The sequence below is a fragment of the Anaerococcus murdochii genome (assembly GCF_019957155.1).
GTDB classification, from domain to species: Bacteria; Bacillota; Clostridia; order Tissierellales; family Peptoniphilaceae; genus Anaerococcus; species Anaerococcus murdochii.
Genome location: NZ_JAIPME010000002.1, coordinates 2,100,726 through 2,115,782 on the forward strand (window position 1 = coordinate 2,100,726; position 15,057 = coordinate 2,115,782).

General features: G+C 32.6%; 10 protein-coding genes and 1 pseudogene. All 11 read right to left on the reverse strand.

What is annotated here, in order from left to right:
• Positions 1-12: 12 nt before the first annotated feature.
• Positions 13-2,586: a DEAD/DEAH box helicase gene (locus K8P03_RS10625; RefSeq protein ID WP_223420583.1), complete on the reverse strand. Its 2,574-nt coding sequence runs from the start codon at positions 2,584-2,586 to the stop codon at positions 13-15.
• Positions 2,583-3,497: a HamA C-terminal domain-containing protein gene (locus K8P03_RS10630; protein WP_072537657.1), complete on the reverse strand. Its 915-nt coding sequence runs from the start codon at positions 3,495-3,497 to the stop codon at positions 2,583-2,585. The genes K8P03_RS10625 and K8P03_RS10630 overlap by 4 nt, the downstream gene beginning before the upstream one ends.
• An 87-nt stretch (positions 3,498-3,584) precedes the next feature.
• On the reverse strand, positions 3,585-3,806 hold the full coding sequence (locus tag K8P03_RS10635) for a helix-turn-helix domain-containing protein (RefSeq protein ID WP_070606340.1): 222 nt from the start codon (positions 3,804-3,806) through the stop codon (positions 3,585-3,587).
• A 427-nt stretch (positions 3,807-4,233) separates the two neighbouring features.
• Positions 4,234-4,536, reverse strand: a pseudogene (locus tag K8P03_RS10640) (nucleotidyl transferase AbiEii/AbiGii toxin family protein); the annotation flags it as partial.
• Between the two features lie 334 nt (positions 4,537-4,870).
• On the reverse strand, positions 4,871-5,458 hold the full coding sequence (locus K8P03_RS10645) for a type IV toxin-antitoxin system AbiEi family antitoxin domain-containing protein (RefSeq protein ID WP_072537659.1): 588 nt from the start codon (positions 5,456-5,458) through the stop codon (positions 4,871-4,873).
• A 506-nt stretch (positions 5,459-5,964) separates the two neighbouring features.
• Positions 5,965-7,212, reverse strand: coding sequence for a 23S rRNA (uracil(1939)-C(5))-methyltransferase RlmD (gene rlmD, locus K8P03_RS10650; protein WP_223420584.1), 1,248 nt, complete (start codon positions 7,210-7,212; stop codon positions 5,965-5,967).
• On the reverse strand, positions 7,212-8,984 hold the full coding sequence (gene pyk, locus K8P03_RS10655; protein ID WP_223420585.1) for a pyruvate kinase: 1,773 nt from the start codon (positions 8,982-8,984) through the stop codon (positions 7,212-7,214). Before pyk ends, rlmD begins: the two co-directional genes overlap by 1 nt.
• 8 nt (positions 8,985-8,992) lie before the next feature.
• A complete protein-coding gene (gene pfkA, locus K8P03_RS10660) occupies positions 8,993-9,952 on the reverse strand; it encodes a 6-phosphofructokinase (RefSeq protein WP_223420586.1) in 960 nt (319 codons plus the stop codon).
• 9 nt (positions 9,953-9,961) lie between these two features.
• A complete protein-coding gene (locus K8P03_RS10665; RefSeq protein WP_223420587.1) occupies positions 9,962-13,408 on the reverse strand; it encodes a DNA polymerase III subunit alpha in 3,447 nt (1,148 codons plus the stop codon).
• A 28-nt stretch (positions 13,409-13,436) separates the two neighbouring features.
• Positions 13,437-14,339, reverse strand: coding sequence for a DNA-binding protein WhiA (whiA, locus tag K8P03_RS10670; protein ID WP_223420588.1), 903 nt, complete (start codon positions 14,337-14,339; stop codon positions 13,437-13,439).
• 1 nt (position 14,340) lies between these two features.
• Positions 14,341-15,057 (reverse strand): tyrosine-protein phosphatase, encoded by a 717-nt coding sequence (locus K8P03_RS10675; protein ID WP_223420589.1) that lies wholly within the window; start codon positions 15,055-15,057, stop codon positions 14,341-14,343.

Consider the following 15,057-nt stretch of genomic DNA (forward strand, 5'->3'; position numbering starts at 1 on the left):
CTTTAATTACTATCATTCCCATTCAAATAGAGTGTTAAGTTCCTTATATTCTTCTTCGTATTTATCTTGATTTATAGAGGCTCTTAATTTTTCATCATCAATTCCTATAATTTCACCTATTTCACTTTTAATAAATAGATCAGGATATTTATCTAATAAAAATATTGCCATGGTTCTTGAAAATCCTAAATTTTGTATATCGATTATTTTTGGATTAGTAGTTCCATAATCAATATACTCTTCCCAATCACACTCAAGATCTAAATCGCATGAACGTAATATTGATTGATAATTACCTACATAGGTTTTAATCTTATATTTAATATTATTCTCTAAATTTTTAATCAAGTTATTAATAAGCGTATTAATATGAAGAGAGTTATTTTTATCAAACTTTACGTTATACATATTTCCATCTTTACGTAAACTTATATATTTATTTTCTCCAGAATTGTAATAATAGCTAATCGTTTTTTGAATTAAATATTTTAAAGGTTTAGAATTTATCCAACCTTCCATTAATGTAGCATAATAAGTTAGTTGTTCTTTGCTTCTTATCAGTGGATTATTTCCCTTGTTTTCAGTTCTTAGCCAATCGTATTCTTTACATAATATTTTTAATACTTCATAGCAACCTTCATAAGTAGTTTCTATAGGTAATAATTCTTTATTTCCATTAAAAACCTTATTTTGAATCTCAATATTTATATCTATACCTTCTGCTAAAATATTTCCAGGTATAGAGTTTTCATTCCTAATTTTTTTCAAAATATCTAACGAGTTATTTCCTGAATCTATAAATCTATCTTTTAAAATAGAATCGCTATTAACTGTATCATGATATAATAAAATATTACCATACATTTCTATGATTTTTTTGTCATCTTCAGATAAACTTTTGTTAGTGTACTCATTCTTTGTATAGTAGTTGGCTATATTCTTATATAAATTCTTGTTATTTTTCATTAATATAATTGGCTCAACTTCTTTAATATTTTTATTCCTAAGAATTTGAACTTTTTTTTCATCTTTCCAATAACCTTCTTGATTATAAAGATTAACACAAAATATATTACCCGATAAATCTTTACTTAGTCTCCCTGCCCTACCCGCTAAATTCCAAAAATCAACATTGGTCATATTTGATAATCCAATTTTTTCACTTAAAATAAAGATATTTTTTGCGGGTAGATTTACTCCTTCTAAGAGTGTTGAAGTACAAAAAATAATTTTTATAAATCCTAATTTATATAGCTCTTCAACTTTTATTTTTATTTCTTCAGGAATTCCACCAAAATGATATGCAATGCCTTTTTTCAAGCAATATTTAAGATAATACTGCTCATGAACTTTTTCGTTTATTATATCAACTAGTTTATCTATATAATCATTTTTTACTTCTTCTAAAGTTTTTGCATATTCGAATGCTGTTGATATTGTCTTTTCTATAGTATTACAATAAACTATACTTTGTCTACCACTAGAAAAAGTCTTTAATATAGTGCCCAAATCTGTAATAACATTACCAGAAAAATTTAATTTAGGAAATAATATATTATCTCCATAATCACTAATTAAATAACTAGAGTCTGTATGACAATTAATAAAAAATCTATTTTGTGATACTGATTCAACTTTAACTGCATAACTTTCGTCGGGAGTATTATTTACCAATTCTAAAAATACTGATGGATTAGGAATATTTGGAGATGCAAAAAATATGTTTATACTTTTTCTTTTTGCCATAACTAATGCGTGGTACATTAATGGTGTTCTAGTATCTTTTATACTCAATAACTTGTGAGCTTCATCTACAAATAAATAATCTATTTTAGGATTAGTCCCATCTAAAAAGTAAGAAATTAACCTTTCTGGTGTAAAAACAAAAATATATTTTCCATCTTTTTTCTTTAAAATTTTAGGTATTTCTGGAGAATTGATGACCTTATAACTGTATGATTTAACTAGATTTCTAATCTTATAAGAAACTTGGTTTATGAGTGCTTTAGTCGGAACAATAAAAGCTATATTATCTGACTGATTATGTTCTTCTATTAAGTATTTAGTAAAAGCTTCAAAAATAAATGATTTTCCAAATGACGTACTTCCAGAAAAACTAAAGTGATTATTATCTTTTAATTCATTAAATATTTTAAGTTGCTCATCTGTAAAAATTTCTTGAATTGGTGATTTGTTATATAATCTTTTAATTATTAAATCCAAATCAATTTCATCAATTCCAGTATTCTCAAATTTATTCCAAATTAGATTAATAGAAGGAAAATTTCCTAATTTGGTTAGCACATTCATAATGCTTAATTTTATAAACTGATTTTGTAAAAGTTCTTTAAACTCATATACAAGGCTTACTATTTTTAATGATAAATTTTTATGTTCAGCTTCAGACGATCTACATAGTATATCGGCAAATCTCATTAAATCAAACAATTCTTTGTCTGATAACTTAATTATAAACTCTTCATCTAATAATTTATTACAATAATTTTTTTCTAAATTGTATATTAAATTGATCAAATATTCGTCTTTAAATGCTTTTTCTGAAAGTTCAGCAATAAGATTATTCATGTTAAAATATCCTCTAAAATTTTTCTTCTTGTATTATCTATATCAGTGAATGGAACAATGTAGACAAAAAAAGTATGCCCTAATAAATTGTTGTCATTAATTTTTTTATATACCTTATTTTCAAAAGAATCTAATTCCAAGAGAATTTTTTTCTTAACTTCATCAATAAAATCACTGCTAGTACATTTCTTCGTCTCTTCTGATATATCTATTTCATAACCAATAAAAATAGAAAAAGCATCGTCTATGTGCAATTTTTTCTCATTTTTAGATGGATATATTATAAATTCTAATATAGCCTTATCCTCATCACTCAACTCAAAATTATCAATATTTGATGATATTAAATCTTTTTCATAATTTATACCACTTTTATTTTCTCCACTAGTATTTATCTCATTAATAAAATCATTTATAGATTTAAATGCTTCATATAAAGCATCTGATATATTTTTATATAACTTAGATTCCCCAAATATAAGTTTATATGTTCCGTCACAATTACTCAAAAGATGCACTCCATCTGATCCATTGACATACATTTTGTTAGATGTTTTCATCTCCATTTTTGTTAAAATTTTAGGGGCATTTAAATGACCCTCTAAAAAACAATATAAAAGCAATTCACCTAATTCACCTGTATTATTCAAGTATTCTTTAAACTTTTTACGTGCAATTTGTGATAATCTTCCAGGCTTATTTTGATATTTTGTTATATTTTTCTTGGATATAGCATAATCAATTACAGAATCTACTAATACTAAGGAAATTTGATTATAATCAAATTTCCTAGCATTTATTGGACACATAAAAATATTTAAATTCCCGTCATCTAAATTTGTACTTATAGGTATATCTTTTATATTTTGAAATATCTTAATTACATCTTTTGAATTTTGACTTACTATCAAATTATCACCTCCCCTTGAAACACCTCTTGTTTATATCCATAGCAACCAACTCCTGCTGATGAAAATAAAGAAATATAGGTAAGAGTATTATTTATCATTTATCTTAACTCCATTTTTATATTCAATAATATCTCCAATATCACATTGAAAATACTCACAAATCTTTCCTAATGTTTCCAAACTTACATTTTCATCTCTTCCCATCTTGGCTATTGTCTTAGGAGTTGTTGCTATTGCACATTGTAAGTCTGTTTTTTTCATATTTTTATCTATTAATAACTTCCATAATTTATTATATGAAAATCCCATATCATTCTCCAATTCTATATTTTACCTTTCTATATGTATAGATTAACTACCTAATTATAGCATATAACACAGATTCCTTTCAATTGTACGGTTCACTGCGTTAAATCAAATAAAAAATAAAGACAGTCCGAAGGCTGCCGATATTTACCACTCTTCACCTTTGCTATGGTCTATCTTACTTGACTTAGCTTTATCATCCGTCTTAAAGCTTTTTATTTGCCCTAATATGGACTTTTTATCTTTTCTTGACTTTTTTTACTTGTTCTTTTGCTTTTAAGAGCTTAGAAGACAAAATATGAACATTCCTATGTATTTATAAGGTTCTCAATTATTGTTTTACTTTTCCCAAAATTTCACAGTATCTCCTTGTTTTAAATATTCTAAATCTTTTCTCCTATCTATAATTTGCCAGACAGTGTCTGTTAAATTACATCTCGTTAATTCTATTTGATAAAATTATAACTACATCAACAACTTTATCAAACTTCAGATCTCCAATGTACTTATTTTCACTAAGATATACTTCCCACAAGGATCTTAGGTATGAATCTTCTTTTATGTCCTCGATTATTTCCTCATAGTCTTTCATTATCTCCTGACTTCCTCTTTTCTTTTAGGCTCTTTCTATTGCTTTTTTTAAAGTTTCATAGTTTATCTCATCTTTTTTTAGTTTGTAGAGGGTGTATAGGGCGTAAAAGTCTCTCATTCGTGTCGTTGCTATATTTCTTCTACAACTTCATATTATATTAGCCAATATCCCATCATTGATTTCCTGAAATCAAAAAAGCACCTATCATTTTGTAAAATAGGTGCCAAAATTTATTTTTTAACTTTTAACTTCTTAATAACCAATAATCCAATTACAACCGTTAACCAATAACAAACCTCACATAGAAATAATATTAATAATATTTCTTTTGTATGAGTCTTATTTATATCATATTTCAAAAAATAAGAAACACCAAAAATAAAAAGCCCAAATATGTTATACAGAAAGGCTTTTAAGAACGTATTTTTCTTCTCTGCCAGACTTCTTATCTTGCCCTTTATACTCTCGATATTAATCACGATAATACCTCCATGTATTTTCTAATTTCATTTTCTATTTTAAATAATTTACTGTATTTTATGAGTCGTCTTAGATTTTTATTTTCTGATTTAAAGTATCTTTTTATGGCTTCTGTAAAAATTTGCTTATCTATTTTTTCTCTGTCGATTATGATATCGCAAATTGTTCGATCTATATCGTAAACTGGAATAAGGTTGCCTTGCGGTGATTTTATTTCTGTCTTTCCTAGTTCGTATAAGTCTTTTTTTACATAGTGAACTTGTAGATCCTCATATCTTTTTTTGATATGGCTTGCATTATAGCCTTGGGGCACAGATATATGAAATACATTTGGAGTTCTATCTGATAGGTCGTGGAGATAGAGGGCTGTTTGATGTGAAAATATAATTCGATTACTATTTGATGATATTAAAACAAAATCGTCTATTACTTTTCCTTTTAATTGATATAGACCTGGTCTTAATCTTTCTAATTGTCCGATTTTTGTTAATTCTGATAGATTATGCCTAGTATATCCAAGTTCTTCTGCTTCTTTGTTGGTGATTACTAAATTTTCTTGGATATATTCTTTAAGTGTATTCATAGTCCGCCTCCTCTCGTTTACGCTTTTATTATATGTTATAAAAGCGAATATGTAAAGTTACTTATGAGTTTTCCATTTTTTGAAAAAGGATGTAACGAATCCTTACTCCCTTTCTAAAATTATTCTTTCTTAACTCAATATTACTAATATTATTATAGTTACTCTCCGATTTTCGGATTTCTAGAAATCTGTTATTCGGAGTTCTTAAATTCCGATTTTCGGAAGTCTGGACTTCTGATTTCAGAGATCAGATTTTGTATTATTAGTTATATTTAAAATTTATATACACTCACTTCTTAGAAAAAAAGAGCAGCCTTTTAAGCTACTCTTGTAGAAAGTATAAAATGGGTTTTATCTTATTATATTTTTCTTTGTGTCTCCTCATACCAGTTGCAAAACTACTCTTACGTCCATGTAGTTTTTTTGGGTCTTTTTGACGTATCCTTCTTCATCTTTATCGAAGACAAAATGCTTATAAAACTGCTTAAAATGCAGGATTTCTAAGTTTACATCTTTTGTATCAACGCTATAGTTTCCACATGCATTGTCTGTGGGAACATATCCACACCCTTGATTTTTTCTAGTTTATAACCTAATTTTTCAAACCTATTTATATCTCGTGCTAGGGTTTGTGGGTTGCAGGAGATGTAGATTATTTCTTTTAGGCCACTCTTGCCTATAGATTTTATTAGGTCTTTGTCTAGTCCTGCCCTTGGTGGGTCTACTATTAGGCTATCGATTTTTTCTTTTTTTATAAATTTTTCGTCAATATATTTGGCGTTTTTCGCTATGAATTTAAAGTCTTTTAGGTCGTTTATTTCTGCGTTTATTTTGGCGTCTTGGATGGCGTTTCTGTTTATTTCTACACCTACAAGCCTATCGCCGTTGATGGCAATAGATGAGGTGGCAGATCCGCAGTAGAGGTCTAGGACTTTTTTGCCTGATCCTAAAAGTTTTTTTGCTTCCCCGTAAAGATTTTCTATTTGAAAGTCATTAACTTGATAAAAATCATTGGCACTTATCCTGAAGGTTTTGTCAAAAATCCTATATTCCAAATGGTCCTTGCCTGAAATGTTTATATTTTCCTTACCTACAATATTTATGAAAAATTTACTGTTTTTGTATTTTTCTCTGATATAGGATATTAGCTCTTCACTATTTTCCAGATCAAGGTTTATCATCACATTTTCGCCATTGGTTCTTATGGTGATTTCCTTAATTGTACCTGGGAATTTTTCTGAAATATCCTTTGTGATTTCTTCTATTTTGTCTAAATTTTGGCTAATTTCTTCCCTGACTAAGAGGCAATCTTTTATGTAGACTAGATCATTTGAGTAAGACTTGTTATAGGCAAGACGTCCGTCTTTTTCTACTTGAAGTCTGATTTTATTCCTATATCTTAATTCTTTTGATGGGATTATTTCAATATCTTCCAGTTTATAGGAAGTGGATTTGGCTATGGCTTGTAAAATGAGATTCTTTTTTATTTTTAGTTGTGTTTGATATTCTATATCCATAATAGTACAAGCTCCACATTCATAAAAATATGGACATGGAGCTTGTGTTTTAACTGGGCTTTCTTTAATTGTTTTTATCTTTTTTGCATTGTAGAAATTTTTCTTTTCTTCTATGACTTCAATGTCGCAGACTTCGCCGTAGACTGCGTCTTCGATAAAAGCAACCTTATCAGGAGTTTCTCCGACTCCCCTCCCATCTATTAGGATATCTCTTATATAGATATCTTGGTATTTCATTAGATTACTTTTGTTTCTCCGTTGTAGATTACTCCGCCTATTGGGTCTACTGTTATGATTTGACCATCTTGAACTAGGCTTTGAGCACTTACAGCTCCTACTACTGCAGGGATGCCAAAGTGTACAGCTGCTACTGCTGTATGGCTTGTTAGTCCGCCAGTTTCTGTAACTATAGCTGAAGCTTTTTCGATAAATTCTGTTATGTCAGAATCTGTAAATTTGGCTACGATTATGTCGCCCTCTTCAAATTTGCTTTCAAGTTCTTTTTTAGTTGAACCGATTACAACCTTACCTGAAACAGATTTTGCACCTATACCTGTACCTGATGTGATGATATCACCGATCACATGAACTTTAATTAGATTTGAAGATCCGCTTACACCTAGTGGAACACCAGCTGTTACAACTGTTAGGTCGCCTTCTTCTAGGTAGCCTTCAGATAGACCACCAACTATTGCTCTTTCGATTAGCTCATCTGTTTCGTGAGCTTCTTTTATTACTAGTGGGTAAACACCCCAAACTACTGATAGTTGTCTAGCAACTATGTCTGTTGTAGTTGCTGCAATTATATTTGTTCTTGGTCTAAATTTAGATATTACTCTTGATGTATTACCGCTTGATGTACATGAAATTATCGCTCTTGCGTCTAGTTCTCTAGCTATTTGACAAGTTGATCTTGCTATTGAGTTGGTTGTATTTCTTCTAGATTCTACCTTTGTGTTGTATACTTTTTCGATGAAGTCATCTGATAATTCTGTTGTTATACAGATGTCTCTCATTGTTTTAACAGCTTCTACTGGGTATTTACCACCTGCTGTTTCACCTGAAAGCATAACACAGTCAGTACCATCGATAATAGCGTTAGCAACGTCTGTTGTCTCTGCCCTTGTAGGTCTTGGGTTTCTAATCATAGAGTCAAGCATTTGAGTAGCAGTAATAACTGGTTTTGCAGCAGCATTACATCTTCTGATAATGTCCTTTTGAACTCCTGGGATTAGCTCAGTTTTGATTTCTATACCTAAGTCTCCCCTTGCTACCATGATTCCGTCAGATGCTTCGATGATTTCTTCGATATTATCAACACCTTCTTGAGATTCAATCTTAGATATGATTTTAATATCTTCACCACCGTGGTCTTCAAGGACTTTTCTTATATCATAAACATCTTCTTTTTTACGAACGAAAGAAGCAGCTATAAGGTCGATACCGTTTTCGATACCAAACTTAATGTCATCGACATCCTTTGGTGTGATAGATGGTAGGTTGGTTTTTGATCCTGGAAGGTTAACTCCCTTATGGTTTGAAAGTACACCATTGTTTTGAACCCTACAAACTACGTCTGTGCCGTCTTTTATCTCAATTACTTCAAGTTGAACAAGACCATCATCTATGTAGATTTCACTACCAACTTTAACGTCTTGTGGTAATCCCTTGTGGGAAACAGAAACTATATCTTGGGTTCCCATAACGTCTCTAGTTGTTAGGGTAAAGATGTCGTCTGGTTTAAGGAAGATTTCCTTTACATTATAGTTACCAGTTCTGATTTCTGGTCCCTTTGTATCTAGCATGATTGCTATTGGTTTATTGAGTTTTCTTCTTAGTCTTCTGATTGTTTTGATTTTTTCTAAGTGTTCTTCGTGAGTTCCGTGTGAAAAGTTAAGTCTTGCTACGTTCATTCCATTTTGAATGAGTTGTTCAAGAACTTCTGGTTTTTCACTTGCTGGTCCTATTGTACAAACAATTTTGGTTTTCTTTAAAATATCTGGTTGCATTTTTCCTCCTATCTTGATAAGCTATTTGCTAAATCATATAAACTCTCATCAAAGACTGATTTAACTGATGTAGCTTCATCTATACTAACTTCTATAATTTGTCCATTTACATAACCTATAGCAAGGCCTGTTTTCTCTTCTGATAATAATTCAACAGCCCTAGCGCCCATGGCTGAACCTAGAAGTCTGTCTACTGCAGAAGGTGAGCCACCTCTTTGAACGTGGCCTAAAACTGTTACCTTAGTTTCGATACCAGTTTTTTCTTCAAGTTCATTTGCAAGAGCATATGGATCGCCAACGCCTTCAGCAAGAGTAATTAGGTGGTGGAGTTTTCCTCTCTTCCTACCATGTTCCATCTTGGCAATTATTTCATTAATAGAAAACTTATGCTCAGGCACGATAATGGATTCAGCACCTCCAGCAAGACCTGAATATAAAGCAAGATCACCGCAATGACGGCCCATTACCTCTATAACAACAGCCCTACCGTGAGAGCTTGATGTATCTCTTAATTTACCTATGGCATCTGCTACAGTTTCTATAGCTGTAAAAAATCCTATAGTGTAGTCTGTATAACCCATGTCATTATCTATAGTACCAGGAATGCCGATGGTTTTGATTCCTAAATCTGAAAGAGCCTTAGCTCCCTTGAATGATCCGTCACCACCAACTACAATTAGCCCTTCTATGCCATAGTCAGCAAGGATTTCTGCCCCTCTTTTTTGACCTTCTGGTGTTTCGAATTCAAGACTTCTTGCAGTACCAAGGATAGTACCACCCTTGTGGATGATGTCTGCTACAGAAGAAATATTCATTTCATAAATATCACCCTTCATAAGACCATCGTAACCATTTCTGACGCCCTTAATTCTCATAGATTTATTTATTGCGGTTCTAACAGCACCTCTAATGGCAGAGTTCATGCCTGGTGCGTCGCCACCGCTAGTAAGTATACCTATTGTTTTCATTATCTCTCCTCATTTTGTCTTAACATTTTCTTTGCCAAGCCTATCTTCAAATAATTTTATAGTAGAATCATTGATATCAACCCATAATTTCGAATCAAGGCCAACTAACTTTTTCTTATCTTCAAAATAAATCTTTACAGGGTTTTTGCCGAAATTTGACAAAATTAACCCTTTGACATCATTATACTCTTTATATTGCATTTTTAGATATAAAGTTTTAAGATTTGACTTTTCTATGTCAATAAATTCTGACGCTAATAATTTTACGTCACTTTCATCACTTTGCAATCTTCCTTTAACAATCACAATATTATCATCATCGATTAGATTTCTATACTGGCTATAAGTCTTAGGAAAGATGACCATTTCAATATTTCCATACATATCTTCAAGGGATGCAAAAGCCATCAAATCACGTTTTTTTGTTGTGAGCTCTTTTTTATTATTAATAATCCCCGCCATGGTGACAAAATTACCGTCAAGCCTTGCAATATTTTCCTCTCCGACTTCTTCCCTAAAATTTGTGGTAAAATTCACAATATTTGATAAGGCAAGGCTTCTTTCTGATAAAGGATGTTCAGAGATATAAAAACCAAGGACTTCCTTTTCTAGTTTAAGCTTAACTTTTTTAGGATATTCGTCAATATCTGGCATATCTATATCAGTTTCTTCTTGTTTTTCTCCCATATCTAGGAGGTTCATCTGGCCGGTGACATTGATCTTATTATTATCGTGAACTGTACTTATAGCCTTTTCAAAAATCGCCATGAGTGACGACCTGGTATAGCCAAGACTGTCAAAGGCTCCGGCCTTGATTAGGGATTCTATTCCCTTTTTATTTAAGGCCCTAGAGTCAGTATCTTCAACTCTTTCTAGGAAATTTTTAAAATTCGTAAAGGCGCCGCCCTCTTGCCTTGCCTTGACAATGGCTTCAATTAGGTTAAGGCCAACATTTTTAATTCCCGATAGGCCGAAGATAATTTTTTTATCTTCTACTTCAAAAGTGCCAGTAGACTTATTTATATCTGGTGCAAGGACTTCTATGCCAAGTCTTTTAGTCTCTGATACATAGGTATAGAGCTTGCCTGTCTGATCCATTACAGAAGAAATCAGATTTGCCATATATTCTTCTGGATAATAGTGTTTTAGATATGCAGTTTGGACAGCCACAAGCGAATAAGCCGCAGAGTGGGACTTGTTGAAGGCGTATTTAGCAAAGGAAATCATTTCATCATAGATAGTATTTGCAGCTTCCCTATTTACACCATTTCTGACTGCACCTGGAATTATAACTTGGCCACTCTCATCGACCTTACCATTTATAAAAATATCCCTATTTTCTTCCATGACTGCCATTTTCTTTTTAGACATGGCACGCCTTAAATTGTCTGCTTCGCCAAGTGAATAACCAGCAAGCTGTTGAACTATTTGCATTACCTGTTCTTGGTAGACGATTATTCCATAAGTCACACCCAGGATTGGCTTTAACTTTTCATCTAAAAAAGTGACATCTTCTGGGTTGTTTTTGTTGTGGATATATTTTGGTATTTCATCCATAGGTCCAGGTCTAAAAAGTGAGTTTGCCGCAATTAGATCATCAAAAACTGTTGGTTTAAGATTTTTTAGAAAGGCCCTCATCCCCGCTGACTCAAACTGAAAGAGTCCTATTGTCTTAGCCTGGTTAAATTGTTTTATAACGTTCGCATCATTTACGTCAATTTTTCTTATATCGACATCTAGGCCGTAATTTTTCTTAATGTCCTTGATGGTATCTTTGATGACTGTGAGATTTCTTAGACCCAAAAAGTCCATCTTCAAAAGTCCCAATTCCTCAATTTCCGTCATATCAAACTGACTAACCACCTGGTCATTTGATAGGGCAAGGGGAATTATATCTGTAAGTGGGTCTTTAGAAATAACTACACCTGCAGCATGGATTGAAGTATGGCGTGGTAGGGCTTCTAGTTTTTTGGCTGTGTCAATTAACCTTTTTCCCTCAGCATCTTTTTCGTATGAGGCCCTAAAGGCATCTGATTCTGCCAAAGCCTTATCTATTGTCATACCTATTGTGGCTGGGATTTGTTTTGCAATGGTATCGACCTTGCCATAGGCAATATCGAGAACCCTACCAACATCCCTAATAGCATTTCTTGCCTGCATCCTACCAAAGGTTACTATTTGTGAAACGTGGTCCCTGCCATAGAGGTCATTGACATATTCCACAACCTTATCCCTTAGGACGTAGTCAAAGTCTATATCAATATCTGGCATGGATACCCTTTCAGGATTTAAAAACCTCTCAAAAATAAGATTGTATTTCAAAGGGTCAATCTGGGTAATATCAAGGGCATAGGAAACAAGAGAACCCGCCGCAGAACCCCTGCCTGGTCCCACCGCTATGTCGTTTTTTCTAGAATAATTTACAAAGTCCCAAACAATCAAGAAATAATCAACATAACCCATGGAATTTATTACGTCAATTTCCATTTTGGCTCTTTCCACTATCTCATCTGTGACTGTTTCATATTTCTCAGAAATGCCTTCGTTTACTAATAATTTCAAATAATCTAAATTTGTAAGGCCTTCTGGGACTTTTGTGTAGTAAGGAAGGTGGGGTTGGTGGAATTTAATCTCAACATTGCAACGCTCTGCGATTTTCCCAGTATTTTCTATTGCTCTTTCGTAATCTTTGAAAATTGTTGCCATAGTTTCAGGATCTTTTAGGTAAAATTCCCTATTTGGCATCTTCATCCTATTTTCATCTTTAATCAATGAACCAGTTTGGATGCACAAGAGGACATCCTGATAATAGGAATCTTCCTTGTTTATGTAGTGGACATCGTTAGTTGCCACCATTTCTATGCCTAGTTTCCTATGAAGATAGGCCACACCTTGGTTGACCTTTTTTTGCTCAGCCATGCCATGGTCTTGGATTTCAAGAAAATATGATCCCTTTCCAAAAGCATTTTCATATTTTAAGGCAGTTTCTTCTGCAGCCTTCATGTCCCCTTCCAAAATTCTTTGGTTAACTTCACCATTTAAGCAGGCAGAAAGAGCAATTAGGCCTTCTGTGTGATTTTTTATATAATCAAAGGACACCCTTGGCTTATAATAAAAACCATTAACATAGGCTTCAGATACAATTTTAACTAGGTTTTTATAGCCAGTATTATTTTCTGCAAGCAAAATTAGGTGGTAGTACCTCCTATTGGTTGGGTCTTTTATCTTATGGTCTCTTTCTGAAACATAGACCTCACAACCAATAATAGGCTTTATACCACGTTTTTGTGCTTGTTTATAAAATTCTATGACCCCATACATCTGGCCATGGTCTGTGATGGCAACAGAATCCATTCCGAGTTCTTGACACCTATCCAAAAGTTCATCTATCCTTGTAAAACCATCAAGGAGAGAATATTCTGTATGGAGGTGGAGGTGGGTAAATTTTGTAGTCATAGTAACTCCTTCAAAAAAAGACTTGCTCTCACAAATCTTTTGCTAATTTGATAAACTTTTGCAGTCTATAGTTAATCTTGGCTTTACTTAGAGGTGGATTTAGCATCTCGCCTAGTTCATCTAGAGATAAATATGGGTTTTCAAGACGAAGTTTTCCTATTTTTTGGCTTAATTCATCGACCTCGTCAAACCTTCCCTCGTTTATTATTTTATTAATAGCGTCTAGCTGGGCTCTTGCGGCTTTTACTGTCCTATCAATGTTGGCATTGTCAAAGTTATTTACCCTATTGACATCATTCCTGATAGACTTCATTGCCCTCACATTTTCCAACTCAAAAAGTGACTGCATGGCGCCTATAACCACCAAAAAGTCTGAAATCTTATCAGAATCCTTAAGGTAAATTATATTGTAATCAAGCCTTTGGCTGACTTTGGCATTTAGGTTAAAGGCATCCATAGAATCTTTAATTATCCTTGCCTCTTCCATATTTTTACCAACAATTTCAAGGTTGTAGCCCCTCTGAGGATCATTTACCGACCCCCTAAAAATAAAGGCAATCTTCAAAAAGCCTTTGATTTGATTTAGACTTACGTCCTCGATATTAGAATAATTTTCTAAAAAACTTTGGTTTCTTAAGCTAATTAATTTATCAGATACATCGGCATCTTCAATTATAACCACATAGTCTCTTTTATTTTTTTTATCAGGGTTGTCCTGGATTTCAAAGGTTGGAGAATAGCCATATAAATCTGAAATTAATTTATAAATGTACCTGGCTTCTTGGTTGGAGTCAGTTTTAAAAATCACATTAAAACCAGCCGCAGAAATCCTAATTGACCCTATAAAATGAGCCAGAGAAAAGAGTTCACCTTCAAGGTCTATTGGTTCTTTTTTTAAGAGTTCCTTCTTGCATCTTTGGGAAAAACTCATATTAGTCCCTAATCCTTCTCCTTAATTTTTCAATATCTTCAGCTTCAACACCCGCATGAAGAAGATATGCTTCAAAGCTGCCATATTTTTTTATAACATAGTCATAAGCTTCTTTCATGTAATATGGGTCTGTAATCCTAAATATTGAAAAAGGTTCGTCTTCACCATAATTTTCTATATAGCCAAGATGGGCTGAAGATGTCTCATAGTCAGCTATAATATCTCCCCTAGGCACATCTGCAAGACCCATTATTATCATTGAAACAATACCAGTCCTATCCTTACCTTCCTGGCAATGGTAAAGAGCAGAACCTTTTGCATTAGCAAGGACACTTACAATCTCTTTAACAGCTGGGTAGTGGTCAATTAGATTTCTATAAGACTGGCCAACTGTAATTTGCCCAGAAATAATTTTATCGATTTCTTCCTTCCTGAATTCCTTATCTGGAGCTAGGGAAATGTGGTGGTAGTCAAAATTTTCCTTGATTTTTTTGTGGGTATCAGATTCAAAGTCAATCTCATTTTCCCTTCTAAGGTCAATTATTGTTGAAACATTCAAATCTTTTAAATCATTTATATCAACATCTTCTACATCGTCAAGGCTCGCTGCCCTGAAATATTCGTGCCACTTTGTTGATCTGTTGTCCAAAGTAGGCACTCCACCCAGGTCTCTGGCATTTTTTATATTCTCTAAGTCTAATCGTTTTAAATATCTCAT

Excerpts from the sequence above, each read along its gene's own strand:
- K8P03_RS10625 (WP_223420583.1), bottom strand. The coding sequence starts at position 2,586 with ATGAATAATCTTATTGCTGAACTTTCAGAAAAAGCATTTAAAGACGAA.
- K8P03_RS10635 (WP_070606340.1), bottom strand. The coding sequence starts at position 3,806 with ATGGGATTTTCATATAATAAATTATGGAAGTTATTAATAGATAAAAAT.
- K8P03_RS10645 (WP_072537659.1), bottom strand. The coding sequence starts at position 5,458 with ATGAATACACTTAAAGAATATATCCAAGAAAATTTAGTAATCACCAAC.
- rlmD (WP_223420584.1), bottom strand. The coding sequence starts at position 7,212 with ATGAAATACCAAGATATCTATATAAGAGATATCCTAATAGATGGGAGG.
- pyk (WP_223420585.1), bottom strand. The coding sequence starts at position 8,984 with ATGCAACCAGATATTTTAAAGAAAACCAAAATTGTTTGTACAATAGGA.
- pfkA (WP_223420586.1), bottom strand. The coding sequence starts at position 9,952 with ATGAAAACAATAGGTATACTTACTAGCGGTGGCGACGCACCAGGCATG.
- K8P03_RS10665 (WP_223420587.1), bottom strand. The coding sequence starts at position 13,408 with ATGACTACAAAATTTACCCACCTCCACCTCCATACAGAATATTCTCTC.
- whiA (WP_223420588.1), bottom strand. The coding sequence starts at position 14,339 with ATGAGTTTTTCCCAAAGATGCAAGAAGGAACTCTTAAAAAAAGAACCA.
- K8P03_RS10675 (WP_223420589.1), bottom strand. The coding sequence starts at position 15,057 with ATGAGATATTTAAAACGATTAGACTTAGAGAATATAAAAAATGCCAGA.